Source organism: Sporosarcina sp. FA9, from assembly GCF_051550205.1.
In the GTDB taxonomy this organism is placed as follows: domain Bacteria; phylum Bacillota; class Bacilli; order Bacillales_A; family Planococcaceae; genus Sporosarcina.
The window spans coordinates 793,834-817,663 of the sequence record NZ_CP188819.1 but is presented as its reverse complement, the minus strand read 5'-3'; the positions used below and the strand labels follow the sequence as shown (position 1 = coordinate 817,663).

Here is a 23,830-nt window from a genome sequence, read left to right as displayed (position 1 = left end):
CCTGTTTAGTAATCATTAGGGAACAACATCATCTGTCCTTCACTTTCAACGCCTGAATCTATACACCACACTTTACTATTTATTGGTTCTGCATCAGTTAGTGGCATAATCAAAAACGACTGTATTTCCGGTACTTCTTGTCGATGAACAATTGCCTGTTTACCGTTACTTACTGTCAATTCGAATATTTGCAGATAATCTAATTCAACTTTCAGTTTGTTTTTACTATCTATAAGTTTCCACAGGATCAATGCTATTTCCGGGTGAAGCTCTTCTGCAATTGCTCTAGTCATATAGCGATTACTTTTGTTATCAAACATGCTTTTCCCCTCCACTTCTACTTTGATTTGCATTTCCTTCTATTCAATTCTATTTACGTTGCAAGATTGGACCGGAACACACAAAAAATTGCCTTCCATTCTCCATCCGAGACCATTTGCCCTCTAAGCTTCCATGGAAAGCGATTTGAGATATCATTTTCTGGACCCATAGGCGACAGCTTTCAAGTCCAACTTTCTGTTTTCTGTCCTGGACGACTGCACTACAACAAATCCAAAGCTAACTGCTTGTCTTTTCGGGATGTCAGAATATACAGTTTAGATGTCATGTCAACCGAATGATGTCCTAAAATTTTACTTACTGTGACAATTGGTACTCCTCGAGTCAAAAGCAACGTAGCACATGTTCTACGGAAAATATGCGGGTATAACTTAATGCCAATATCATCGGAAACTTTGGCTAACCAATTCCTAACCGCGTCCCTATGCATTATCTTGCTTCGCTGGGAAACAAAAAGGTACTCACTTTCATGAAACTTCGATTCTTTTCGTTCACCCACTCGATAGACTTTTATCAGTTCCATCAAGTCATTTCGAATTCCAATCTCGCGAACCTTGCCCCCTTTGCCCCTAACTACGAGTGTAGAAGTAAGCGAATCAATGTCCGTCAATTTAATATGAACTAATTCAGAAACACGAACGGCTGTGTAAAGTAATGTGTGTACAATCAACCGGTTTCGAATGCTTACTTTCGCTTCATCACCTACAAATGCCAGCACTCGTTCCACTTCTGCATCTGTAAGAGCTTCTACAACCTGCTCACTTCCAGAAGCAATCTGGACACGATCCTTTCTTAACTGAATGTAGTTTCCATCCACTAGTCCTTTCAATTGTAGAAAGTCATTAAAAACCTTCAGGCTGTTCACCTTCTTATTAATCGTTGAGATTTTGAATTCATGGTCTAGTAGATGCTGCTTGTATCGCACAAACGAAAAACGGGAAAGCGGCTGTTGTTCATCAGCTACCTTCTCCGTCAAATACAACTGAAATTGCTTCACATCACTAACATAACTGTCAGTCGTCTGTTTAGCCTTACCATCCTCGACGAGCCATCGCTGAAACTCTTTCAATAGATTCATATAACATTCCTCCAAATAACTAGCGGACTTAACTGCTTACTTGCTTTCTGTGATTTCTTTAACAACTTCTACTGCCACTGCAATGATGACTGGAATAATAATTTTTATCCACACTTTGTTTCACCTCCCAAAACGAAAAGACCACTCACAATTTTCATGTGAATGGTCTATGTTCAATTACATTCTGATTTGCTTGTTGGTTTGTAAGTACACAGAAAACATTCCAAATCTGTTCCTCATCCATATTCCAGGATTGTCTAATATTTGCAGGATCTAAAATACGATAATGGTGGGTTACTTTATTCAATTGTAGTTTCCATCCATTCGAAGAGGAAATCGTTTCCCAAAAGTATTTTCCCCCAAGTGTTTGGCAAGGTATATTTGGTAGTGACATTTGATCATTCTCCTTATCTATTTTTGGTTTTTAGTAGCTCACGACATTCTTTAGATAATGTCGTGACTTATTAATGAATGAAACATCTACAAATACTTCTACATCAACGTTTCCATTTACCTTTACCGGTTCTTACTAGAAATGTCGTCAGTGGTTCAGCCGTTTCACTTAGTAATGTCATTAGTCCGATTGTCGAAGAGGCTGCGTACATCTATACACTGTTACCTCATTTTTGGTGACAATCAAAATACACCATTCCGGGGAATCAACATGAAATCCAATAGCACCAACCCACTCAATTCCAGCCTTATCATCAATAATCATTAGTTCATAAAGCAGCGTTTCCGGTAAAGGATTGATTACTTCACTCGGAACAAAGAAACTTCCCACCTCTTCCATGCCAAGCTCTGTTGCCTCCACTGCAACATCTTCTGCATTTACACTTACACCAAACTCATTCTGTAATGTTGTCAGAAACCATTCAACTTCTCTTGTCAGCTTTCCCATCACAGCATGAATCCTTTTTCCTTCAAAGAAATAAATCGGTCCTCACCGATAATTAGATGATCAATCAATTCAATGCCCATGATTTTTCCTGCTTCTGCTAATCGTTTTGTCACGTCAATGTCTTCAGGACTGGGTTCAGGCTGTCCCGAGGGATGATTGTGCGCCACTAAGATTGAAGCTGAGTTTGAAAGTATTGCTGTTTTCATCACTTCACGGGGATGTACGATACTCGCATTCAAACTACCAATATGACAAATATTGATTGCTGTTGGTTGATTTTTTACGTCCAAACACATCACAACAAAGTATTCTCGGTCCAACTCCCCCAGAAACTGCTTGAACAAGTTGTAGCCATCTTCTGGACTTCGAATGGCACGATCCTTGTACAATAAACTTGATTCCTTCACCAAGCGTAACGACACAATGTCTACTCGCTTCGCTGGCACATGCCTTCCCTCTTCTTTTACCATTAGTAATTCCAGCTGCTTAACCTTCGGTTCATACGTTTTACTCATAATGAATTCCTCCTCCAATTAAAATAAGCCCTACCTCCGTTGTTGGAAGTAAGGCATTACTATTTGTATTCAAGATAATAATATCTACTTGAAAGAGCAGTAAAAACAGATTCGATACAAAAATAAAATCCCTTTAAGTCCCGAAAGACTCAAGATGATTTTCTCGATTTCATACACTTACTATTGACCGATTCTTACGAATGACTAGCAGTCCATGGTATGGTTTGCTTTAATAATACAAAAAAAGAGGGAAATCCGGTCTTCCAATTAAGGAAAACCGGATTGTTATTATTATTAACGAAGGAGTTGTAAAACACCTAGTGGTAATTGGTTGGCTTACTTTGCCGCTATGTCTTTCAATCATAGAATAGACTATATCTTCAACCTTAATTGGCACTTGTAGGGGATGGGCACTTCGAACGTCTATTGACGCCCTACGAATTTCATTGTCGTGGCTCAGTTGTCTAAGTCGTGTTGTATTTTTGTAATTTCACGAAATTCTTTGCGAAAAGAATAGCAGTAAAATCTTGTTCAGTATCGAGAAAAATACTTCTATTTTTTATCATTGCATGTATTGGTATCGAATTGTAGTCAATTATCAGGATAGTGTAGATTAGTTTCGAACAAAAAAATAGAATTCCTTTCAAAAGTTATCTAAGACGTTGAAGATAACTGTCAACAATTCGATTTGCTTCCTCTTCTGACTCAGCAGTTCCGAGGTCAGTTTTACTTTCAACATTATATCTACCACTAGTGGCTAACTGTAACACTAACAGATATACTTTTGAATTAGTTAAGCCATGTTCTTTGGTTATGGTTTGAGTAAATTCCATAGCATATTTAATATTCATTAAGTCTCCCCTTTATCTATATATATATTAAAAAAGTCTTGGAAAATATAATCCAAGACCTTTTAATTCAGCTATTATTATTAACGAAGAAGTTGTAGTACTCCTTGCGGTAATTGGTTTGCTTGCGCGAGCATCGCTTGAGAAGCTTGTGCAAGAATTGAGTTCTTAGTTTGTTCCATCATTTCTTTCGCCATGTCTACATCGCGGATACGAGATTCCGCGGCAGTTAGGTTTTCAGAAGATGTGTTCAAGTTATTGATTGTGTGCTCTAAACGGTTTTGAGAAGCACCTAGTTCAGAACGATAAGATGAAACTTTCATAATGGCATCATCATATACTTTAATTGCCGCTGTTGCCTTATCATGAGTACTTACATCTAATGCATATTCTACAACTTTACTACTTGTTCCATCTGTTACTCCACTTGAAGTGTCAGATAAGTCTATAGATGTATAATAAGCTCTTGGTCCACCGTCTTCGGCAGTTACTACTTCTCCTGCCCGACCACTAATATTAAGGGCATCTGATCGCATATCCTTTAGCTTAATTTCAAAATTCTGCCCTGCATTAGCACCTATTTGTAGGACGACCGCTGAAGATACACTGCTTGGGTCAGGAAGTGTTACATTAAAATACTTGGATACTTGTCCTGGAGTAACATCTGGTATATTATCAAAAACGTCTTCAGCATTCAAATCTGGATTGGGACCAACACCATAATCGGAACCTCCAACTGCACCTGTGTCTTCTTCAACTCCATTTGAAAAATTTATAAAACCAGCAACGTTTGTTTGATCCAACGCTGCGAATTTATCAACGAAATCAGCGTACGACCCACCTGTATTAGTTTCAATAGCCTTTTTAAGTGCATTGCTTCCCGAATTTGAATTTACTAAACTCTTAATACCAAGCATTAAATCTTTAATATTTGTAGTCCCACTATTTTCAGTTATTTGGTTATCCAAATACTTCACAATCATGTATCCTGCCGCATAATCTTTGCTGTCACCGTTCCATGCAGCGCCGTTTAGAAGCTCTTTTCCTCTAGCGACCATATCACTTACTTTTGCGGTATCGAATCCGTCAGCACCGTCAGAAATGTAATACTTCAAGCGTTCGTCTCCACCATGAATAAACTCAGACGAACCTTCTTTAAACCAGTTAGCCATATCAATTGTTTTTGCCACTCCAAATGCAGAGTTCATAACGGCATGAACCATTTCATGTGCAAGGACACGATCACTGTAATTCGCTCCACCTGTGCCATTATCACCACTATCACCTGAGCTCGGCGTAAAGTCGCTAACATCAATAGTCAAGGACTGATCTGTTGTACCTGTTGATCCAGTCACATAGGCCATTATTCCCCCCGGTGCATCTGCTATCAAATTAATAGACAGATTTTCATCACTACCTTTTAATCCATATTGATCTAATATGCGATCTTCCGCTTGTGTTAACCAGCCTTTATTTTGAATGCCATCTAGAATGTTGCCAACTGCGGAAGAATCCACCGAACCAGCATTTAAGATTTTTTTCGTGTTAAATTCAGTGGTATTTCCTATTCTATTAACCTCTGAAGTCAGTTGATTAATTTCTTTTTGGATTTCTTTACGATCTCCTAATGTATTTGTATCATTAGCTGCTTGTGTAGCTAATTCACGCATACGCTGTAGAATGGAATGTGTTTCGTTCAATGCACCCTCAGCCGTTTGAATAAGCGATATACCATCTTGGGCATTCAAAGAAGCTTGATCAAGTCCTCGAATTTGACCGCGCATTTTCTCAGAAATCGCTAGTCCTGCCGCATCATCACCAGCCCTATTAATACGTAGACCAGACGATAATTTCTCCATGCTTTTCGATTGAGCATTTATTGCAGAAGTAAGCTGACGGTGTGTGTTTAATGAAGCTATATTATGATTAATCCTCAAGGTTTCCTCCTCCAATCAACTTCTTGTATCTAAAAAAAGACCTTAGCGAACTAAGGCCTTTTTGAATCAAGCAGCTAATCTTAACGAAGAAGCTGTAGAACTCCTTGTGGTAATTGGTTTGCTTGCGCGAGCATTGCTTGTGAAGCTTGTGCAAGAATTGAACTCTTTGTTTGTTCCATCATTTCTTTCGCCATATCTACGTCACGGATACGAGATTCCGCGGCAGTTAGGTTTTCAGAAGATGTGTTTAAGTTGTTGATTGTGTGCTCTAAACGGTTTTGGTTCGCACCAAGTTTAGAACGTTCAGCAGAAACTTTATCAATTGCTGCTTGAATAGTTGTAACCGCGGATGCAGCATTTTTAGCAGATGAAACATCCAGCCCTTTCTCACTTCCTGTAGAATCCGTACCATTGTTTACACCAGAGTCAGTAGTAAATTCTTTTCCTGTTCCTGTTAGTCCAAGAGCAGTTGCCCTCATGTCATTCATATCAATTGACATAGATTGGTTTTCATTTGCTCCAATTTGTAAAGATGCAGATTGGTCGTTACCTGTTACTACTGGACCTGTTGCGGATTCTTTACTGACATTTTGGTCTAACTGTATTTTACCGTTAACTACAGTAGCCGTATAATTAACACTCAGTGCTGCATCATCATTAATTGCTGTTGCTAGAGAAGCTGCATCATTCCATCCTGCTGCTCCACCTGCTGCATCATAAGTAAGAGTTGCACCATCAATTGTGACATCTTGATTACCGAAACCAAATTGGTAAGTACCAGCATCCCCGGCAACCGGCGTCCCCCCTGCAGTATCTGCACCCCCAGATAAAGTAGCTGTGGCGTCCACCGCTGGCGAGCTTAAAGGACCGGTAACTGTAGTTGTAAATTCAGTCACATCTACACCAGGTGGCACACCTGTAATCGCTCCCTGGATGGCAGCATCTAAAGCAGCCTTAGTATTATCTCCAGCAGTAGCACTAAGCGTTATTTCCAAAGTAGTACCAGTCCAAGCTGCAGCAACGGCAGCGCCGGTTGCTGATTTCAGCTCTACATCAACGTTTCCGTTAATACCATTTGCTGTACCTGCATCAATCGTAAATGAACCTGTGGCACCATTTAGAGTTCCAGTTCCAGCTAAAGCAGGTGTACCACCGGTAGTAGTTGCATCTGTACCAGCAGTTATAGTATTTGCTCCATCTAATCCTTTTGAACCATCTAGTAATTTCTGAGTATTGAATTCAGTTGTATTACCAATACGGTTAATTTCAGAAGTTAATTGGTTAACTTCTTTTTGAATTTCGCCACGGTCCGATTCAGTATTAGTATCGTTACCCGCTTGAACAGCTAGTTCACGCATACGTTGAAGAATGTCATGTGTTTCGCTTAAAGCACCTTCGGCAGTTGCAATCATTGAAATACCATCTTGAGCATTTTTACCCGCTTGGTCTAACCCGCGAATCTGTCCACGCATTTTCTCAGAAATTGCAAGACCAGCCGCATCGTCCCCAGCTTTGTTAATACGCATTCCTGAAGATAATTTCTCCATTGATTTAGACTGTGCATTAGTTGCACTGTTCAACTGACGGTGTGTGTTAAGTGCTGCGATGTTGTGATTTATTCTCATTATAATTTCCTCCTTGAGTTGTGTTCGGTTCACGTCCTTGTGAACCGTTACATTTAGTGTTGCTCGCGGAGTAAGAGCCGGCCGAACTCTTATCTGCCGCTTACAATAGTTATATCGGATGGCCGGCGTAGTAGTTTAGTAGTTTTGAAAAAATAATTTGTTTTGCTATTCAAAAGGTGCCAGTTGCTGTCACAATTCGCGGAAGGACGCGAATGGATGTCAGTAACTGGCACCTAGGGGGATAATATGCGTCGACTGCTGACACATCATGTGTGGTGCAGTACTGAAGCTAGTTTTTTGCTATCTTGGAAAATAGTGATGCATCTAGTGTAATTGCTTCTGTATTGGAATCAGATATTGATTGGACAAGTTCGCCTCTTAAGATGTCGACTGATTTTGGTGCTTCTATGCCGATTCGAACGGTGTCGCCTTTTACTTCAAGGATGCGGATTTCGATGTTGTCGCTGATTTGGATTGTTTCGCCTGGTTTACGGGAGAGTACGAGCATAGGTTATGCCTTCCCTTCTGCTTGAGTGATTTGTGTGCCGATTGGGTGGCGCAGTGAAAATTTTATGTCGTTTAGGATCATTTGTTTTGCTTTTCTAGTTTTTGATTGGAAGATGAGCGGTGCTTGCAGGTTCATTGTTGATGTTTCGATTGGTTCTTTCAATGAGAGAACTCCTAGGACGAAGACGTCTGTAGGTTGTTCAATTTCTAATAAGTCAATCGTTGGTTCGTCGATGTTGAACGAGTAGTCTACGGCAATTGTATATGGATTTGCGACGATGAATGCTATGTCGGATGTATGTATGGATTGGAGTACTTGGAACGTACTGTTTCCTTCTATTGGAAGAAGTGTGAATTCATTTTCTGTTTCGAATCCTGGTAGTCCTTTTGGGAAGGACCAATTTTGGTCGGATTCTATTGCAATAGTACCGTGGAATTTTGTTTGGATTTGCATTGGATTGACTCCTTTTTTAGTATTTAAAATCAATTTGAATTGAGTTCCACTGTTCCATCTCGCCGGTTACTTTTCCTTGGTTATAGTGATGGATGGGTTTGTTGATTTGGACGTTATTAATGGCTTTTTGCGGTGTTACTTTAATATCGAGTGAGCCAGGTTGGAAGCTTGTTTGGATTTTCATGCTGTTACCGACGAAACGAATGCCGAGCTGTTTAGGTGTTGGTGTAGTGTTTTGTTTTATGATTTCAACGATTGCGTTGCCGCCATTTTCGATTGCTGCAAGTTGTTGCCCCTCTTGTGCTCGTCTTCCGATTCCTTCTTGTACACTTTGTTCACCATATTGCGCATTTTCAGCTATTCTTCTTGATGAACTTTTCAGGTCTAAATCAGCGCGCGCCTCAGTCGTGTCGATAGAAAGCTGCGGTTTTGTTGTAGACATTTCCAATATAGCGGCCGGTTGTTCCTGGGTGAGTGTTGCACTAGGTTGTTCAATTTCCTGGGTCGGTTTGGTGATTTGAAGACCTAGGACGGCTCGTGTTGTTTGAATTTGGATTTGTGGGACGTTCATAGAAATCACCTTCCGTTATATAGAAATAGGGTGCCAGGCACTGTTACTATCCGCTGTAAAATGCGAATGGATGTCAGTGTTTGGCACCCGGTTCTTGTCTATCTTATCTCAAAAAGTCCACAAGCGATGGTTGAATAATTCGTGCGCCTACTGAAAGTGCAGCGCGGTGAATGGATTCTTGCGTGATCATTTCTGTAATTGTTTTTTCGTAGTCAATGTCCTCGTTTTCAGACATTTGTTTTTTTGCAGCAGCTTCTTGTGATTCTAAACGGTTCTCCATCATTTCTGCACGGTTTTGGCGCGCACCGATGTCTGCACGAGTTTCTAGAACACTATCTTGAGCAATGTTAATGTCCTTTAGGTGATTGGATATTTCTTCACCTGATTTACCGTCTTTAATTGTTGCGATTAAACCGCTCATTACATCGTCTATTTTTTTAAACAGCTCATACCCATTTGTGTTTACATTGAGTTCAACACCATCGAATACTTCGATGGTGATGTCTTTTTCAAATCCTAATTCTGCTGGAGTTGTTGCCGGAATGACTGGTATAACTACTCCGCCAATTGTTTTTTCACCTAACGGATTTTCACCAAATAACGGACTTTCGGTTTTCGTCCCAGAGAACAGGTGTTTATCACCGACTTTAGTATTTGCAAGATCACGTATTTGCGCTTGAATTTGTTCTATTTCCTGTAAAATCTTCAATCGATCGTCATGTGTTTTCGTACCGTTCGCTGCATCTACCGTTAACTCTTGAACACGAATTAAAGCAGATCCCACCTTATCGAGTGCATCGTCTGTACTATCAAGCCTGTTGTGGACTTCTCCCATATTGCGTTGGTATTGGGCTACTTTGTCTACTTGCATGCGGTAGCCCATGCCTTTCATGGCAACGACAGGATCATCGGATGGACGATTCACCTTTTTACCTGTATTGATTTGCTCTTGAAGTTTTCCCATTTTATTGTAGCTAGAGGAAAGATTTCTAAGCATATTATTGGATAACATCGATTGTGTTATGCGCATTTAATTGTTAACCCCTTTCTTACCTACCTACGACTCCCATGCCGTTGATAATTTTATCGAGTGTTTCATCGACAACTGTAATCATACGGGCAGACGCGTTATAGGCTTGTTGAAACCGAATCATGTCTGTCATTTCTTCATCAAGTGAAACGGAACTAATGGATGCGCGACGGTTTTCAACTGCGCCTAATAACGTCCCTGAGTTGATCATATTGCTTGTTGCTTGCCGGCCCTCTACGCCCAACCTTCCAATAACGCTTTGGTAGAAGGATTGGATTGTTGAACCTTCGAGTCCCACAGTAGTCAAAAATTGAACACCGGCAAGATCTTTCGCATTGTTACCATTACCAATCTCGCCATTACCAATATTCTCTGCAGAGTCAGATGCGGCAAGCTTGTTTGGGGTTTTCAAAAGGATATCAGATACTTTTATATTCTTGGCTGTAAATTCAACGGGGTTATCCAAATCATTAACGAAGAAATCTTCGCCTTGCACGCCATTTGAATCTGTTCCTTTTTTATGAACTTCATTAAAATTTTCTGCAAATGCTTTCGCCATTTTGTTTAAATCATTCATCATATCCGGGTACATGCCTTTAATTCCAATTCCATCATCATAACCATATGACTCTACAAGCGACTTCATTTCTCCAGTATTCACCATATTATTTACAAGTAGTGGTTGACTTCCGAATTTAAAACCAGTAATTGCACCTGTCGGATTTCCTTCAGCATTTGCACCGTTCACGGTCATTTTATTGAAACTAGTGCCTTTCAAAACTTCAATCGACCCATTATTTGTTTTCACTCTTATCGTTATCGAACCTTCAGCGATTGCGGGTGCGCGACCACCTGAAGGATCGTAACTTACTTCAATTGGCAGAATAGCTGAAAGCTGATCTACCAATCGATCTCGTGCATCGTATAAATCATTTGGAAGATAGCCATTTGGTTCAACTTTCGCGATTTGTTCGTTTAGCTCTGTGATTTGTTGGAAAATTGAATTCACTTCATCTGTTGTAATACTAATTTCTTTCCCAAGATTCGTTTGTATGTCGGATAGTGATTTATGCATATGATTGAATGAATCAGCTACTGTCTCACCTCTTCGGATCACGACAGTACGCGCGCCACTGTTTTCCGGATTCACCGCAAGATCATTTAGGGATGCCCAGAAATCACTTAGGGATTGCTGAAGTCCATATTTAGAAGGTTCCGCTAAAACGTCTTCCATTTGGCTAACAGCTTGCGATTTTGATTCCCAGTACCCAAGCTTATTGGATTCCTGTCTGAATTGGTGATCAACGAAGCTATCACGAATTCGTTGGATGGAGCCTGCTGTTACACCTGTCCCAAGAAAACCGGGCATTGTGCCGGCACCGAGTCCGACGCCTGGATGACCTGCGGTTGCTTCCATATTAACGCGTTGGCGTGAGTAGCCGAGAGTGTTTGCGTTACTGATATTATGTCCTGTTGTATAGAGAGCGGATTGTTGTGTAAACAGTCCGCGTTTGCTTGTTTCAAGTCCCATAAATGTAGACACTGGTTGACCTCCTTAGGCTTGTGAGTCGAAGGTTCTTTCTTCGCTCGACTTCTTTGTTCCGGTGACTTCGTTTTTCGAGTAGGTTACGGATTCCATTTGTGGCCGGATCATGTCCAGCGATAGATTCACGAACTGAAGTGACTGGTAGGTCAGCTTCTGATTGAGGTCGTTTTGTCCTTTCAAGTCATGAATCGCATGCAGGAGACGGTCCCTCGCCTCCTCAAGGCTTTGTCGTTCCACTTCCGGAGCAGCGTCTAGTAAATTCGCCACGGTTGGGTGTAGTGGCACAGATCGTCCTTGATCTTTCAAGTATTCTGCCACAGCTGCCATCCGTTTTTCATCCATTTGAGTAATTGCCGCCAAATGGGCTTGTTCGTCTTTTAAAAGTTGGTCGAGTCCTTCCATGTCCCCGCTCTTAATGAGTGCCGTTTTGTCGTATGCGAGCCGTAGCAGACTTCTATGAAGTTTTTCTAGGTTATCAAGCAACGCCAAAATCGTTGAATAAGACATATTGTTTGTCATCTACTTTCATCTCTTATAATAGGAAATTAAGTTCTTTGCAATGGTTTCGGGATCTACTTTGTATGTCCCGGCTTCAACCTCGGCTTTAATTTCTTGTACGCGTTCGTTTCGCTCAACGGAATAAGAAGGAATTCCTGAGAGTTGTTTTGCTTCGTTGGAAATTTCGAGTTTATCGGTTTGTTTTTGTACTTTTGTTTCCGTCTTATCCACTTTCAGCTGATTTGCTTTATATGGATTGATGGGTGGCACATTGAATTTGTTTATTTTCATATTCCTCTCACCTCTCGATTCGTTTAATTATCGTTACTTCTTATTTCGGTTTGAAATTGCTATAGTTTAGGGTCTTTTGAATGAAAACACAATGCCCTTCGGAAGTTCTAATTTAAGAACGTCCGGGTCTTTTTTCAGCATGGTATGTGGCGACGTCCTTTTTCTCAACAGCCTCTCTAAATTCCAAAGCCGCGTCAAAAGTGCGGATGTCGTTGTGGAGCTCTGTTGTACACGGTTCGCAAAGCTTTCCTTTGGTCGCTAGCTTGCCACATTTATCACATGGATATCCGAGGTTTGGGAATAATGCCGGTTGAAGTCTTCCCCTACGCACCCATTTATGCAGAAGTTCTTCTGTGACACCTGTTACTTCAACGATTCGTTCAATTGTTGCTGCACGATTTTCACGTCTTCTTAGAAACTTGTATACTTCTTCAAATAACTTTTCTTCGTTCGATGCACATTTCCCACATACATCACGGATGCCCGTGTAGTTGAAAAAAGTCCCACATGTTGGGCAATTTCTTAATTCTGCCATCGTATCCATCTCCTATTTCGGCTTTTGTTCAGGCACGGATCAGCGTGACCGCTTCGACACGTATAGCTCCCGCTTCTTTTAAGACGGTAGCTGCGTGACGAAGTGTTGTGCCTGTTGTGTAAATATCATCTACAATTATAACTCTTTTTTGATCAATAGATAGCGGGTCAATCAATTTAAAAAGCGGTTTCATTGTAAGACGTTCCGCTTTTGTTTTTTCGCCCATTACTTCAGTTCCAGTTTTTTTCAGCAAATGAATAAAAGGGATGTGTGCACTATTCAGCATTTCATCGACATGTGCAAAGCTCCGAGTAATCAGCTTTTCTTCATGCATCGGAATGGGAACAATGACTGCATCTTTTGGTAGACGCGCACGGATTTCATTTGCAAAAACACTTGCTAATGCTATGTCTTGAAGAAATTTGAATTGATGTAAGTAGTCCCGCATTGCCTCGTTGTACGTGTATAAAGAAGTTACTTTATCCAGAACAGAAATGTCCTCTTCCTTTATTTCGGCTCTTTGAAACTTTTTTGAACAGTCTTCGCAAATAATCGTCTGTTGGTCCAGTCCAAGGAGTGATTTCCATGACGGTGTGTCGGTGAGTCTTTTGGTGCAAAGGAGGCATTCTTTCATATGGGGACGCATCCTTTATTCAACTGAAGGATTTCGTTTTTCGCATCGTCCATGGCGTAGGTGATGCCGTGGTGGAACAGAACAAAGTCGCCGTCAGGATATTCTGCGGAACGACCGACTCGACCTCCAATTTGAATGAGGGCTCCTTTGTTGAAAATCGGTTGTTCAGCGCCAACGACGGCAACTTGAACGTTCTTAATCGTAATGCCACGTTCTAAAATAGTTGTTGTAAGGAGACCCGGAACTTCCTTGTTTCGAAGCTTTTGAACATGTTCTTTTCGATTTTCATCGGACGCGTGGACAGCATGAATTGATGGATGGATTTGTTGGAAGATCGGCTCCGCCTTCCGCATAAGTTCGATTGAATGGAAGAAAATCAGAAAAGGTTCTTTTTTACGAAGGCGTTGTTCAGTCCATTCCATTAGTTTTTTCGGTAGACGTCCTTTTGATATTTGTCGCGTGTAATTCCAGAGTGAATCGAATCTTGGAATGGGTAACGGATGACCATGGTAGCGCCGGTTAATCGACGAAATACGTCCTGTTTTTTGGATGTCTGAGATGAGCTGTGTGGACGGGGTTGCTGTGACGGAATGAATGGGAGCATTTGGTTTTGCGGATTTTCGGACGGCTTTTCTCAATGTTTCATCAGCCGTGTAGGGAAAGGCATCGGCTTCATCGACAAAAATCACGTCGAATGCTTCACGGAATCGATACAGTTGATGGGTCGTTGCGAGGATAAGTTGTGAGGGCCCACCGGTTCCGATTTCAGCCCCTCCGTATAACGCTTCAATGGAGGTATTTGGAAATGCAGTGCGGAATCGTGGTTCAAGTTCGAGAATAACGTCGACTCGTGGAGCTGCAATGCATATGCGTTTTCCTTTAATGAGTTGCTGGTGAATCGGTTGGAATAAAATCTCTGTTTTCCCTGCTCCGCATACGGCATAAACGAGATGCGGGATACCTTGTTCAGTACTTTCAGCAAGTTCATCTGAAGCTTTTTGTTGACGTGGGGTCAGTGTTCCTTCCCAAGCAAGTTCGTGTTTCTTTGAATACATTGGTTGTTCTCCAGCCCAATAAATCAGTTCTGTACAGGATGAAACACGTCCCATTTTCAAGCAGTGCCTGCAGTAGGAACAGGGCCCCCCGCATTTTGCGCAGTTGAATGTTGTGAAACGGGATGGGTTGTCGTTTTCACAACGATTGCACAGATGTTGTTGTTGGAAAACAGATTTTTTCGTCGTAATTCCACGGATGCACTCGATGTCTCCCCTCTTAATATGTTCATTGATAATGAGAGGCGAAAAAGGGGTATGCTCCCGAAGCCAAATGCGGCCTGTTAAAAAGTCCCTTACTTCAGATGAAACCGTTTGCGTCATATGCAACAGTCCTTTCGTTTTAGGATTCGTTCAAGTCTTCGGACCAACGAATGGCCTCATTTGAGTATTTTAGAATTTCTTCATAGGTAAGTCCAAGTTTTGCTGCAAGAAGCTCCAATCGTTCCCAGTCAAAACGTTCAGCGGCTACGGCAACTTCCAAATATGTCGAAATTTCCGTCTGATTTCCACGAAGCGTTTCATTGACGATATTGGATAGTGGAACATTCGCTAAAATATCATCCCATTCTTTTCCCATAATAACGTTCAAAAGTGAAAACAATCCGGCTAGAAAGTATTCATCGGCATTTTTTTTGTGAGCATGATTCGCAAGCAATTCACATAATTTTGCACGTCCTAATGAATAGTTTGTAAGTGCATGAACACGTCCGCTTGCCGTTTGGAAACGAAGTTCGCGAAGAGCAAGAACATGCATCCACTTTCGCATCTCCGTTAGACCGATTAAGACGATTGCTTGTTGAATGGATGTTATTTTTTGCGTGATTCCGATACCCGGTGAGTTAATGAATCGCAATAAGTTATAAGACAAAGAAATATTCTTTTTAATGAGTCCAGCGATGTCTTTAATACTCGCATCATCTGAATTAATCTTTTCGATAATCTGGAAGTTATTTGTAATGATTTGAGGAATTTCATACCCTTTAATAATTTCGGGTTTCGCGAAAAAATAACCTTGGAATAGTGTATATCCAGCCTCTTTCGCAAGAAGGTATTGTCTTTCTGTCTCTATTTTTTCCGCCAACAGAATAATATGGGGATACTGAACAAGGAATTTCCTAATACGCAATCTTTCTTCAGTAGAAGTCGCTAAAACATCTACTTTAATGTACTTAATAAGGGTGAAGAGTACCCAATTTTGTTCGTATTCTTCATTTAGCACGAAGTCATCTAAGGCCATTTCAAATCCCATTTCTTTTAAACGGTACATTTTTGTAAGAAGCGATGGTGTGATTTCAACGTCTTCTAGTATTTCAATGACAACTGTTTTTGGATTAAGACTAGAAAAAACATCTTCCGTAAGCAATTTCGCCGTGAAGTTAATGAAGGATAAGTGACTACCTGAAACACGGTCCACACCGATTAACTGGAATGTATTGATCAATAACTCGATTGTCGCTTTTTCAGGATTCATATTCGGAAATGAGTTTTTTTCACTGTTACGATAAAGCAGTTCGTACCCTAATATTTGTCCATCGATATCAAGTATTGGCTGTCTTCCCACAAATACATTCACACAATTCACCACTTTCAATCATTTTATCCAACTACTACTATTATACTAGATTAAAGTTGCTGAAATGTAAAACTTTCTTTTATGGCGACACTGCTGAAAAAGTGGTATATTCCCTTTAGGTTGATGTTTTATTAAAGGGGGATTTTGTAATGGAATTAATTCAGTATGAGCAAAAAGGGAATAGTGCTTTTGTGACGTTAAATCGTCCAAGCACAATGAATGCGTTCAATTACGACATGCTCGTTGAACTCGGGCAAATTACCGAGTCAATACGCATTAATCCGGACATTCGGGTTGTTATTTTCACCGGAGCCGGAGACCGTGCATTCAGTGTGGGGGCTGATTTGAAGGAACGAAGAACGCTCACAGATGCCCAGGTCAAACGCAATATTTATAAAATCGGTGAAGTTTTTACTGCGGTTGAAAATTTGCCACAACCGACAATTGCGATGATGAATGGTTTTGCTTTTGGCGGTGGAATGGAACTGGCACTCGCTTGTGATTTCCGTATCGCAGCCGATACCGCAAAAATGGGCTTAACTGAAACAAGTCTTGCAATTATTCCGGGTGCCGGTGGAACGCAGCGTTTGCCTCGGTTAATAGGCGAAGCGAAAGCACTTGAGCTGATTTTAACAGCAAAACGTTTGACTGCGGATGAAGCATACGGGTACGGAATGCTTACAAAAGTTGTTTCAGCCGAAAGCCTTATTGATGAAACGAACGGATTTTCGGATTTAATTTTAGCGAATGGGCCTATCGCTTTGCAACAAGCAAAGTTTGCGATTAAGAACGGCATGAATACAGATCTTCAAACAGGTCTTGCAATCGAGCGGAAAGCGTATGAACTGACAATCCCTACAGCGGACCGTCTTGAAGCGTTAGCTGCATTTATAGAGAAGCGAAAACCGGTGTTTAAAGGGAAATAAGCGAAGTACACTCTGGTTCCTACTATTTTATAAAAATAAAACGAACACCATTCATATGATGGCGTTCGTTTTTATATTCTATCTAGTATTCTGGGTTAATTGAGGGCAACGTGGATCACTCGAAACAATCGCCGCTGCTTTGGCAACTGTTGACAAAACATTCGTAGCACCTTGTCGATCCATTTCATGATTTGCACGGACATATGGGCTGTATTTTTCATCGACGATGTAGCGTGCTGGAGAATTATTAAGTGCAATCGCCATAATATCGTTCATGCAACGTTCACATGAACAAGTCAAATGCAATTGGTCTTTATACGTTTTGAGCACGTCCCGTATGACGTCTTCCATTACATTGTGTATTGCCAACTTGGACTACCCCCAATTGTGAATCCATTGTAACCCCATTATACCTTTTACTAGTCGTTAAAACCTTACAAATACCTCTCAAACCATCCAGTAATTTCATCCAGTCTGGCAATTCGCAGATTCGGAGCACCTTCCCGTGATAAGTTATGGTCTGCACCCGGAAAACGGACGAACTCAGTCTCTTTCCCCATACTTCTAAGCGTAATATAAAGCTGTTCTGCCTGTTCGATTGGACATCTAAAGTCCTTTTCACCATGTAAAATTAAGAGAGGTGTCTCAATACTTTCTGCATATTTAAGCGGAGAAATATCCCATAATGCATCGACATCCGTCATATTCGCGCCGTGCTGCCAATCGTTGAAAAAGTAACCGATATCCGAAACACCAAAAAAGCTAATCCAATTGGAAATAGAGCGCTGAGTTACCGCGGCTTTAAATCGGTTCGTATGACCAACAATCCAGTTCGTCATAAATCCACCGTAACTTCCACCTGTCACCCCAAGACGATTCGTGTCAATCCAATCATTTTCCTGTGTAACAAAGTCAACACCAGCCATAATATCCTCATAATCCGCGCCGCCGTAATCACCACGAACTGCATCGACAAACTCCTGGCTATAACTGTGACTTCCGCGCGGATTTAAGTAGAGTACGCCGTATCCTTTAGCCGCCAACAACTGCATTTCATGGAAAAACGAATTCGCATACATCCTCGCTGGACCACCGTGAATGTTCAAGATTAACGGATATTTCTCCCCAGCGACATACCCCGCCGGTTTCATCAGCCAACCATGCACGTCCCACTCTTTTGCCCCTTGATAGACAATTGCCTCAGGTTCAATAAGTTCTACTTCTTCCAAATACGTTTTATTGAGTGAAGTAATTGCACTGCGTTCACCCGTTGCAATTTCTTGTTTAAACAATTCCCCTGGATAAATCGCATTACTTACGGCGACAATTGCAAACGTCCCATCCTTCGAAATATCGTAGTCGTATATATATTCATTTTCCGGTGAAGCAGGATACACTTCCCCCTCAAGAGTTGCGAAATAGAGACGAACATCGCCCATCGTCGACAGTTGAAAATACAAATGATTGTCTTTTGTCCAAACAACTGCTGGCGCATTGACCCCTTGCTGAAGATCCGCAACAACAAAATCACCAACCGGCGCATCAATGCTCTCGGTCAAATTCATCCGACTGCCGTCCAAAGTTTCGTAGACAAACAAATCGGTGTGCGTCGTATTTTCGAATGTCCGATCCGCACCGACATATGCTATGTATCGATCGTCTTTTGAAAACGCAGTCCCACCAAAAGGTCCATCTTCATCGACGAGAACCGTTTCCTCTTTCGTTTCAACATCCACAATAAGAATCGGCTGACCAAACTCATAATCCAGATTTTCGGACCGATTGACACTCATTATTATTTTCTTTCCATCATGACTCACCGTTTGTAGCGTAAATTGGTAATTGCCCGAAGTAAATTGTGTCACTTCACCCGTTTCAATATCCACAACACCAATATGTTTAAACATATCCTGCGGCAATAAACCTACCGTATCCATCTGGTATTTCATTTTCGTTACACGATACGGCACCGCTAACTCCTTCTCATCTTTTTCTTCCTTATCGGTAAACGACATACCTTCCTTCACAGAACCATTGACCCATACTTTCTTTCCACACGGCGACCATAAAAAACCGGACACTCCATTTTCAAACGACGTCAAAGCCTTCGCTTCTCCACCCTTTGCCGACAATACAAACACCTGATTCTTCTTATCCCGATTCGACAAAAACGCGAGTTTGGTTCCATCCGCAGACCATTCCGGAGACGAAACACGTTCCTTACCATACGTCCACTGCATCACCTCATTGCTGAGTACATCCACATGAAATAAATTCGAAACATAGTCATTCTCATCCTTATCAATATACGTCCGAACAAAAACCGCTTCCCCACCACAAGGCGACAACACCGGACTCGTCACAGACTGCAACGCATATAAATCTTCAGCCACTACTTTACGTTTTCCCATATACCTTCATTCCCCCTAAATTGTTCTCCATCTACTTATTTCGACAATCGTAACACTTTTCCTTTATTCTCGGTGAAATTAGTTCTATCGGGGGTTGCTGCACAGTGCGGAAAAGTGTGGGATCAATTCGGCGAGGTGTGCAACGAATTGTCTGCGATGTGCAACGAATCTTCCTTGGTGTACAACCAATTCAGTGAGATGTGCAACGAAAACCGGTAAGTGTGCAACCGCGGGCGAGATGTGCAACCAAATGTCTGTAGTGTGCAATGAATCTCCCTTGGTGTGCAACCAATTCAGCGAGATGTGCAACGGTGGTCGACAAAGCTACAAAAGGACTTTATTCCAAAACAGTATGCACCTGTCCCCATCGCCCTTCTAAAATTTTCGTATGTTATATAGAGGAAGGAGGGTGGACATGTCACTCTTTTTTGAAGATGAGATTCGAAAAGTCGCAGAAAGCATGGACGATGCGGAATTAGAAAACCTACTGTCCCAAGACCCCAGAAGGAAACAACACTGGAAGAGCCGAAATCGCAACAACAACTCCCGTAAAATGCACCGACCCGACAAAAGAAGATGGGATGCAGACGACGATAACATGAACTAAAATACAGAAAAACGCTAACCTATCCAAACGGTCAGCGTTTTTCAATTTCTTTATTTAATTTTAAACACCGACACCATATTTCGGAGCGTCTCCGCCATCGAACTCAGCACAACAGAAGAAGCCGAAATCTCCTCCATCGTCGCGTTTTGTTCCTCAGCCGCCGCAACAATATCTTGCGAACTAGCTTCCGCGCGCTCAGACATCGTAGAAACCGCATTAACCATCAACTTCATTGCATGCGTGCTTGCGGTAATTTCCTCACTAATTGCTGAAATTTCTACCGCCTGCGAAGATACCTCACCAACCATTTGGGTAATTTCATTAAAGCTATCCCCCGACTGGTGCACCATACGAAGCCCTTCTGCAACATATTCTTTAGAAGTCGTCATCGCAGAAATTGCTTCCTCCACTTCTTTTTGAATCTCCCCAATTAACTGTCGGATATTGTTTGCTGCTGAACCTGAACTCGCTGCCAAATTTCCTACTTCATTAGCCACAACCGCAAAACCTCTGCCGTGCTCTCCCGCCCTTGCAGCTTCAATCGAAGCATTCAGTGCTAACAAATTCGTTTGACCCGCAATCTTTGTAATGATTGAAACAATATTACCAATTTCTATGGATTTAGTATGCAACGACTCCACAACAAGCGCAGTTATTTCTGTAGAACGTTCAATATCATCCATTTTCTCCATCGTTGTCTCCATCATTTTAGTACCCGTTTTTGCAAAGTCTGTTGTTGAAAATGCAAGTTCGGATACTTTTTGAATCGATTCTGCTGCATGATCCATCCCAACCGTTATTTCATCAACAATTAAATTGCTAGATCGTGCACTTTCCAACTGATCCGATGCACCTTCTGAAACATCAATAATTGAACTTGCGATTTGTGTGGATGCATACATTGTTTCTTCCGCACTTGCTGAAAGTTCGATAGACGTTGAAGCAACCGTATCAATATGCTGATGTAAATTTGTCATTAACAGCCTGAATTGCGCCAACATCATGTTAAAGTCTTCGCCTAATTGTCCGATTTCATCTTTCGTTTTCAACTCTATTGGGTCAATCGTCAAATCTCCTGTTGCCATTAACTTGAAGTTTTTAGATAAAGCAACAATCGGTTTTTGAATCGTTCCAAGCAAAAAGCGAATTCCCAATATCGATATAAGTACTGCGACAATCGTACCAATCGCCAAAATGATTAACACCGTTGTATATAATAAATCCCCTTTTTCAACAATCACATTTAATTCTGCATCATGTAAAGAACCAAGTAATTCCAGTTGCTCATTCATCTCAGTCATTGTAAGACCCGCTCCGTAAGACTCCAACGTCGCTTCTGCATACCAATCACCATCACTCAATATAATAATTCCTGTGATTTGATTGTTGAAGCGCCTCCAAATATCCTTCACTTCCGTCAGAATATCCAACTCCGCTTGGTCCGTTAATAGATGTTCATACGACTCTATTGTCTCATCTACACTTATTTTGTACGTTGCAATCTGTTCTTTGTATGCTATTTTGTATGAACTACCCTTTGTAAGGATATGTTGTTGTGTTAATCCCAAAACACTTTGTGTTCCTTTTTCTAGTATATTAAGACTATCGATTTTAGGTATGATCTGTTGGTTAATGGTATTCGTATTTTGATTTAACGTGTATGAACTAATTATTCCACCAATACTCATCGCCAAAATCAACATCATCATCACGGAAAAAATTGCAGTTAGTTTTCTTCCGACAGTCCATTTCATCTCGTCTTCCCCCCTATAAAACTCTCTTTTTCACGTTGATTATTTCAGGTAAAACTTCTTAGTAGTCCCATTATCAACAATATTCACACTTTTGTAAATGATTGATTGTATAAATAGTTTTATTTCATATACGTTTGTCCTAGAGACTTTTGGCATAACAGCATAAATTGATAAGAAAGGAGGTATGGACATGTCATTCTTTTTCTTTGATGAAATTTGTTGTGCCGTAGAGAAAGCTGATAAACACGCATTTTCAAAACACAAATGTACAAAACATCAGCCCGAGGAGCGTTTTTGTGAATGCTCTTGCAAATGCCACTGTTGCTCAAAACAACATTGTTCAAAGCATCAAAATAATTATTACTACTAGTAGTTCATGCGTTTTACCTCTTTCCAATTCGGAGAGAGGTTTTTCAATTAAAAATTACAACATAAAAAACCTTCCCAAATGCTTAGGAAGGCTCAATCGAAATTATATTAAATTGTCGCTAATTCTTTCAATGAACGTTTTAAAATTTTACCGGTTGTGTTTTTCGGTAGTTCATCCAAGAAATGAACGTGTTTCGGAATTTTATACTTCGCCAATCGCGCTGCACAGTACGTAAGAAGCTCTTCTTTCGTTAATGAAGTTCCTTCTTTTAGTACAACGAATGCAAGGACCTCTTCGCCGAGATCAGCATCTGGTACTCCGACAACTGCCGCTTCAATAATATCTCGGTGTGCAAACAATACTTCTTCCACTTCACGTGGATATACATTGTAGCCACCAACGATAATTAAATCTTTCTTCCGATCGACGATATAGAAATAACCGTTTTCATCCCGCCTCGCCATGTCGCCTGTATACAACCAGCCGTTTCGAATTGTAGCTTCCGTTTCCTCAGGCATTTTGTAATAGCCCTTCATAACGTTTGGCCCACGTACAATGAGTTCCCCGACTTCCCCGTCTTTCACGTCTTCTCCAAGCTCATTGACAACTTTGTTTTCCACATTTATAATATTCGTCCCAATGGAACCTGGAATTCGGTCCCGGTCCAGTGGATTAAAACAAGTTACCGGTGATGCTTCTGATAAACCGTATCCTTCCGAAATACGCACATCAAACTTCTCTTCAAAGTCGTGTAAAAGAGATACCGGAAGTGATGAACCACCCGAAATTGATAAACGTACAGATTCAAAATCCTCCGTTTTGCCGTCTGGATATTGATAAAGGAAGTTGTACATTGTCGGCACACCCGCAAAGACAGTTGCCTTTTGTTCTTTAACAAGTTTAAATACTTCTGCCGGACTGAATCTAGGCTGAAGCAAAACCGTCGCACCTGTTAACAGTGGCGCATTGACAACAACGGAAAGTGCAAACACATGAAATACCGGTAGCGTTGCCACGACACGATCATCTGGTGAAAAGCCAAGATAATCGGCAATATCACGTGCATTCGAATAAATATTCGTATGTGTAAGCATCGCTCCTTTTGGTTGTCCAGTCGTTCCAGACGTGTACAAAATGATAGCGGTTTCATTTCCATCGACATCTACTGGCTCAACATTCGGTCGTCCCGTTGCAATTAACCCACTAAATGAATGAACCTTTTGTTTCAAGCTTTCCGGTAATGCTGCTATTTTTGCAGGTGTTTCAGGAACTGTCTCACAAATTATATAATGCTCTACGGACGGAAACGCTCCTGCAGCTTGTTCAACAAGTGGCAACAACAGGTCAAGTGCAATGACGGCCTTCGCATCACTGTTATGTATTATATAAGAGATTTCATCCGGCGTATAAATCGGATTGACCGGTATCGCCGTCGCTCCAATTCTCATCGTTGCATAAAGCGAAATTAGAAAATGCGGTGTATTCCCCAAGAGAAATGCAACATGATCTCCTTTTTCAACACCAAGATCCTGAAGTGCAGAAGCAAACATTGAAACGGATTGGTCGAACTCCGCATAAGAAGTATCTTTCCCCATAAAATGATAAGCTGCTTTATTCGGTTGTGATCTTGCTGTTTCTCGAACACGCGAAACTAAATTCATACTAAACGATCTCCTTTCCTACTTGAATAGGCAACAATGAATGAATACCCATTCATAAGAACTACTAGAATCATTATATAAGAAAAGTGTTAAGATTACAAGGTTTGAAAACATTCCAACAAAAAGCGAGCTTCGCAAATTCCACAAATAAAAAAAGCTCCAGA

General features: G+C 41.1%; 25 protein-coding genes. 2 read left to right on the top strand and 23 right to left on the bottom strand.

Features of this window, described 5'->3' with window-relative positions:
* Nucleotides 1-5: 5 nt before the first annotated feature.
* The 19 genes from ACP8HH_RS03845 to ACP8HH_RS03755 all read right to left on the bottom strand — a co-directional run bounded on the left by ACP8HH_RS03845 (nucleotide 6) and on the right by ACP8HH_RS03755 (nucleotide 15,937).
* Nucleotides 6-353, bottom strand: a complete 348-nt coding sequence (locus ACP8HH_RS03845) for a DUF960 family protein (RefSeq protein ID WP_438316072.1) — start codon at nucleotides 351-353, stop codon at nucleotides 6-8.
* Between the two features lie 188 nt (nucleotides 354-541).
* Nucleotides 542-1,417 carry a tyrosine-type recombinase/integrase gene (locus ACP8HH_RS03840; protein ID WP_438316070.1) on the bottom strand — a complete coding sequence of 292 codons (876 nt, stop codon included), beginning with the start codon at nucleotides 1,415-1,417 and terminating at the stop codon, nucleotides 542-544.
* A 154-nt stretch (nucleotides 1,418-1,571) separates the two neighbouring features.
* Nucleotides 1,572-1,811, bottom strand: a complete 240-nt coding sequence (locus tag ACP8HH_RS03835) for a hypothetical protein (RefSeq protein WP_438316067.1) — start codon at nucleotides 1,809-1,811, stop codon at nucleotides 1,572-1,574.
* Nucleotides 1,812-1,991: 180 nt separating this feature from the next.
* Nucleotides 1,992-2,318, bottom strand: a complete 327-nt coding sequence (locus tag ACP8HH_RS03830) for a hypothetical protein (RefSeq protein WP_438316064.1) — start codon at nucleotides 2,316-2,318, stop codon at nucleotides 1,992-1,994.
* The gene (locus tag ACP8HH_RS03825) at nucleotides 2,318-2,833 is read right to left on the bottom strand and encodes a JAB domain-containing protein (RefSeq protein ID WP_438316061.1); all 516 of its coding nucleotides are present in this window, start codon (nucleotides 2,831-2,833) and stop codon (nucleotides 2,318-2,320) included. The genes ACP8HH_RS03830 and ACP8HH_RS03825 overlap by 1 nt, the downstream gene beginning before the upstream one ends.
* Before the next feature lie 650 nt (nucleotides 2,834-3,483).
* On the bottom strand, nucleotides 3,484-3,684 hold the full coding sequence (locus ACP8HH_RS03820; protein ID WP_438316058.1) for a hypothetical protein: 201 nt from the start codon (nucleotides 3,682-3,684) through the stop codon (nucleotides 3,484-3,486).
* 80 nt (nucleotides 3,685-3,764) lie between these two features.
* Entirely contained in the window at nucleotides 3,765-5,618 is a 1,854-nt protein-coding gene (locus ACP8HH_RS03815) for a flagellinolysin (RefSeq protein ID WP_438316056.1), read from the bottom strand.
* Nucleotides 5,619-5,698: 80 nt separating this feature from the next.
* Nucleotides 5,699-7,243 carry a flagellin gene (locus ACP8HH_RS03810; protein WP_438316053.1) on the bottom strand — a complete coding sequence of 515 codons (1,545 nt, stop codon included), beginning with the start codon at nucleotides 7,241-7,243 and terminating at the stop codon, nucleotides 5,699-5,701.
* A gap of 289 nt (nucleotides 7,244-7,532) precedes the next feature.
* Entirely contained in the window at nucleotides 7,533-7,751 is a 219-nt protein-coding gene (csrA, locus tag ACP8HH_RS03805; protein WP_438316050.1) for a carbon storage regulator CsrA, read from the bottom strand.
* Between the two features lie 3 nt (nucleotides 7,752-7,754).
* The gene (gene fliW / locus ACP8HH_RS03800) at nucleotides 7,755-8,204 is read right to left on the bottom strand and encodes a flagellar assembly protein FliW (RefSeq protein WP_438316048.1); all 450 of its coding nucleotides are present in this window, start codon (nucleotides 8,202-8,204) and stop codon (nucleotides 7,755-7,757) included.
* Nucleotides 8,205-8,220: 16 nt separating this feature from the next.
* Nucleotides 8,221-8,775, bottom strand: coding sequence for a DUF6470 family protein (locus ACP8HH_RS03795; RefSeq protein WP_438316045.1), 555 nt, complete (start codon nucleotides 8,773-8,775; stop codon nucleotides 8,221-8,223).
* Nucleotides 8,776-8,878: 103 nt separating this feature from the next.
* Nucleotides 8,879-9,805: a flagellar hook-associated protein FlgL gene (gene flgL, locus ACP8HH_RS03790; RefSeq protein WP_438316042.1), complete on the bottom strand. Its 927-nt coding sequence runs from the start codon at nucleotides 9,803-9,805 to the stop codon at nucleotides 8,879-8,881.
* Between the two features lie 19 nt (nucleotides 9,806-9,824).
* Nucleotides 9,825-11,348 carry a flagellar hook-associated protein FlgK gene (gene flgK / locus ACP8HH_RS03785; protein WP_438316040.1) on the bottom strand — a complete coding sequence of 508 codons (1,524 nt, stop codon included), beginning with the start codon at nucleotides 11,346-11,348 and terminating at the stop codon, nucleotides 9,825-9,827.
* A gap of 12 nt (nucleotides 11,349-11,360) precedes the next feature.
* Nucleotides 11,361-11,870, bottom strand: a complete 510-nt coding sequence (locus ACP8HH_RS03780; RefSeq protein WP_438316038.1) for a flagellar protein FlgN — start codon at nucleotides 11,868-11,870, stop codon at nucleotides 11,361-11,363.
* Nucleotides 11,871-11,876: 6 nt separating this feature from the next.
* Nucleotides 11,877-12,140 carry a flagellar biosynthesis anti-sigma factor FlgM gene (gene flgM, locus ACP8HH_RS03775; protein WP_438316035.1) on the bottom strand — a complete coding sequence of 88 codons (264 nt, stop codon included), beginning with the start codon at nucleotides 12,138-12,140 and terminating at the stop codon, nucleotides 11,877-11,879.
* A 112-nt stretch (nucleotides 12,141-12,252) separates the two neighbouring features.
* The gene (locus tag ACP8HH_RS03770; RefSeq protein ID WP_438316032.1) at nucleotides 12,253-12,675 is read right to left on the bottom strand and encodes a TIGR03826 family flagellar region protein; all 423 of its coding nucleotides are present in this window, start codon (nucleotides 12,673-12,675) and stop codon (nucleotides 12,253-12,255) included.
* 28 nt (nucleotides 12,676-12,703) lie between these two features.
* Nucleotides 12,704-13,309 (bottom strand): ComF family protein, encoded by a 606-nt coding sequence (locus ACP8HH_RS03765; RefSeq protein WP_438316029.1) that lies wholly within the window; start codon nucleotides 13,307-13,309, stop codon nucleotides 12,704-12,706.
* A complete protein-coding gene (locus ACP8HH_RS03760; protein WP_438319025.1) occupies nucleotides 13,306-14,418 on the bottom strand; it encodes a DEAD/DEAH box helicase in 1,113 nt (370 codons plus the stop codon). The genes ACP8HH_RS03765 and ACP8HH_RS03760 overlap by 4 nt, the downstream gene beginning before the upstream one ends.
* Nucleotides 14,419-14,704: 286 nt before the next feature.
* Nucleotides 14,705-15,937, bottom strand: a complete 1,233-nt coding sequence (locus ACP8HH_RS03755; RefSeq protein ID WP_438316027.1) for an EAL and HDOD domain-containing protein — start codon at nucleotides 15,935-15,937, stop codon at nucleotides 14,705-14,707.
* Between the two features lie 149 nt (nucleotides 15,938-16,086).
* Here ACP8HH_RS03755 and ACP8HH_RS03750 point away from each other — a divergent pair, with 149 nt between their 5' ends.
* Nucleotides 16,087-16,863, top strand: a complete 777-nt coding sequence (locus ACP8HH_RS03750) for an enoyl-CoA hydratase-related protein (RefSeq protein WP_438316024.1) — start codon at nucleotides 16,087-16,089, stop codon at nucleotides 16,861-16,863.
* Nucleotides 16,864-16,941: 78 nt separating this feature from the next.
* Here the strand turns inward: ACP8HH_RS03750 and ACP8HH_RS03745 are convergent, their stop codons facing one another.
* On the bottom strand, nucleotides 16,942-17,232 hold the full coding sequence (locus ACP8HH_RS03745; protein WP_438316021.1) for a late competence development ComFB family protein: 291 nt from the start codon (nucleotides 17,230-17,232) through the stop codon (nucleotides 16,942-16,944).
* A gap of 65 nt (nucleotides 17,233-17,297) precedes the next feature.
* On the bottom strand, nucleotides 17,298-19,274 hold the full coding sequence (locus tag ACP8HH_RS03740; protein ID WP_438316018.1) for a prolyl oligopeptidase family serine peptidase: 1,977 nt from the start codon (nucleotides 19,272-19,274) through the stop codon (nucleotides 17,298-17,300).
* Nucleotides 19,275-19,689: 415 nt separating this feature from the next.
* Between ACP8HH_RS03740 and ACP8HH_RS03735 the strand changes: the two genes are divergently transcribed.
* Nucleotides 19,690-19,881 carry a hypothetical protein gene (locus tag ACP8HH_RS03735; protein WP_438316016.1) on the top strand — a complete coding sequence of 64 codons (192 nt, stop codon included), beginning with the start codon at nucleotides 19,690-19,692 and terminating at the stop codon, nucleotides 19,879-19,881.
* 50 nt (nucleotides 19,882-19,931) lie between these two features.
* Here ACP8HH_RS03735 and ACP8HH_RS03730 read toward each other — a convergent pair whose 3' ends face one another.
* Both ACP8HH_RS03730 and ACP8HH_RS03725 read right to left on the bottom strand, forming a co-directional pair.
* Complete coding sequence (locus tag ACP8HH_RS03730; RefSeq protein WP_438316014.1) at nucleotides 19,932-21,635, bottom strand: methyl-accepting chemotaxis protein; 1,704 nt, start codon at nucleotides 21,633-21,635, stop codon at nucleotides 19,932-19,934.
* A 477-nt stretch (nucleotides 21,636-22,112) separates the two neighbouring features.
* On the bottom strand, nucleotides 22,113-23,666 hold the full coding sequence (locus ACP8HH_RS03725) for a fatty acid--CoA ligase family protein (RefSeq protein WP_438316012.1): 1,554 nt from the start codon (nucleotides 23,664-23,666) through the stop codon (nucleotides 22,113-22,115).
* Nucleotides 23,667-23,830: the final 164 nt, after the last annotated feature.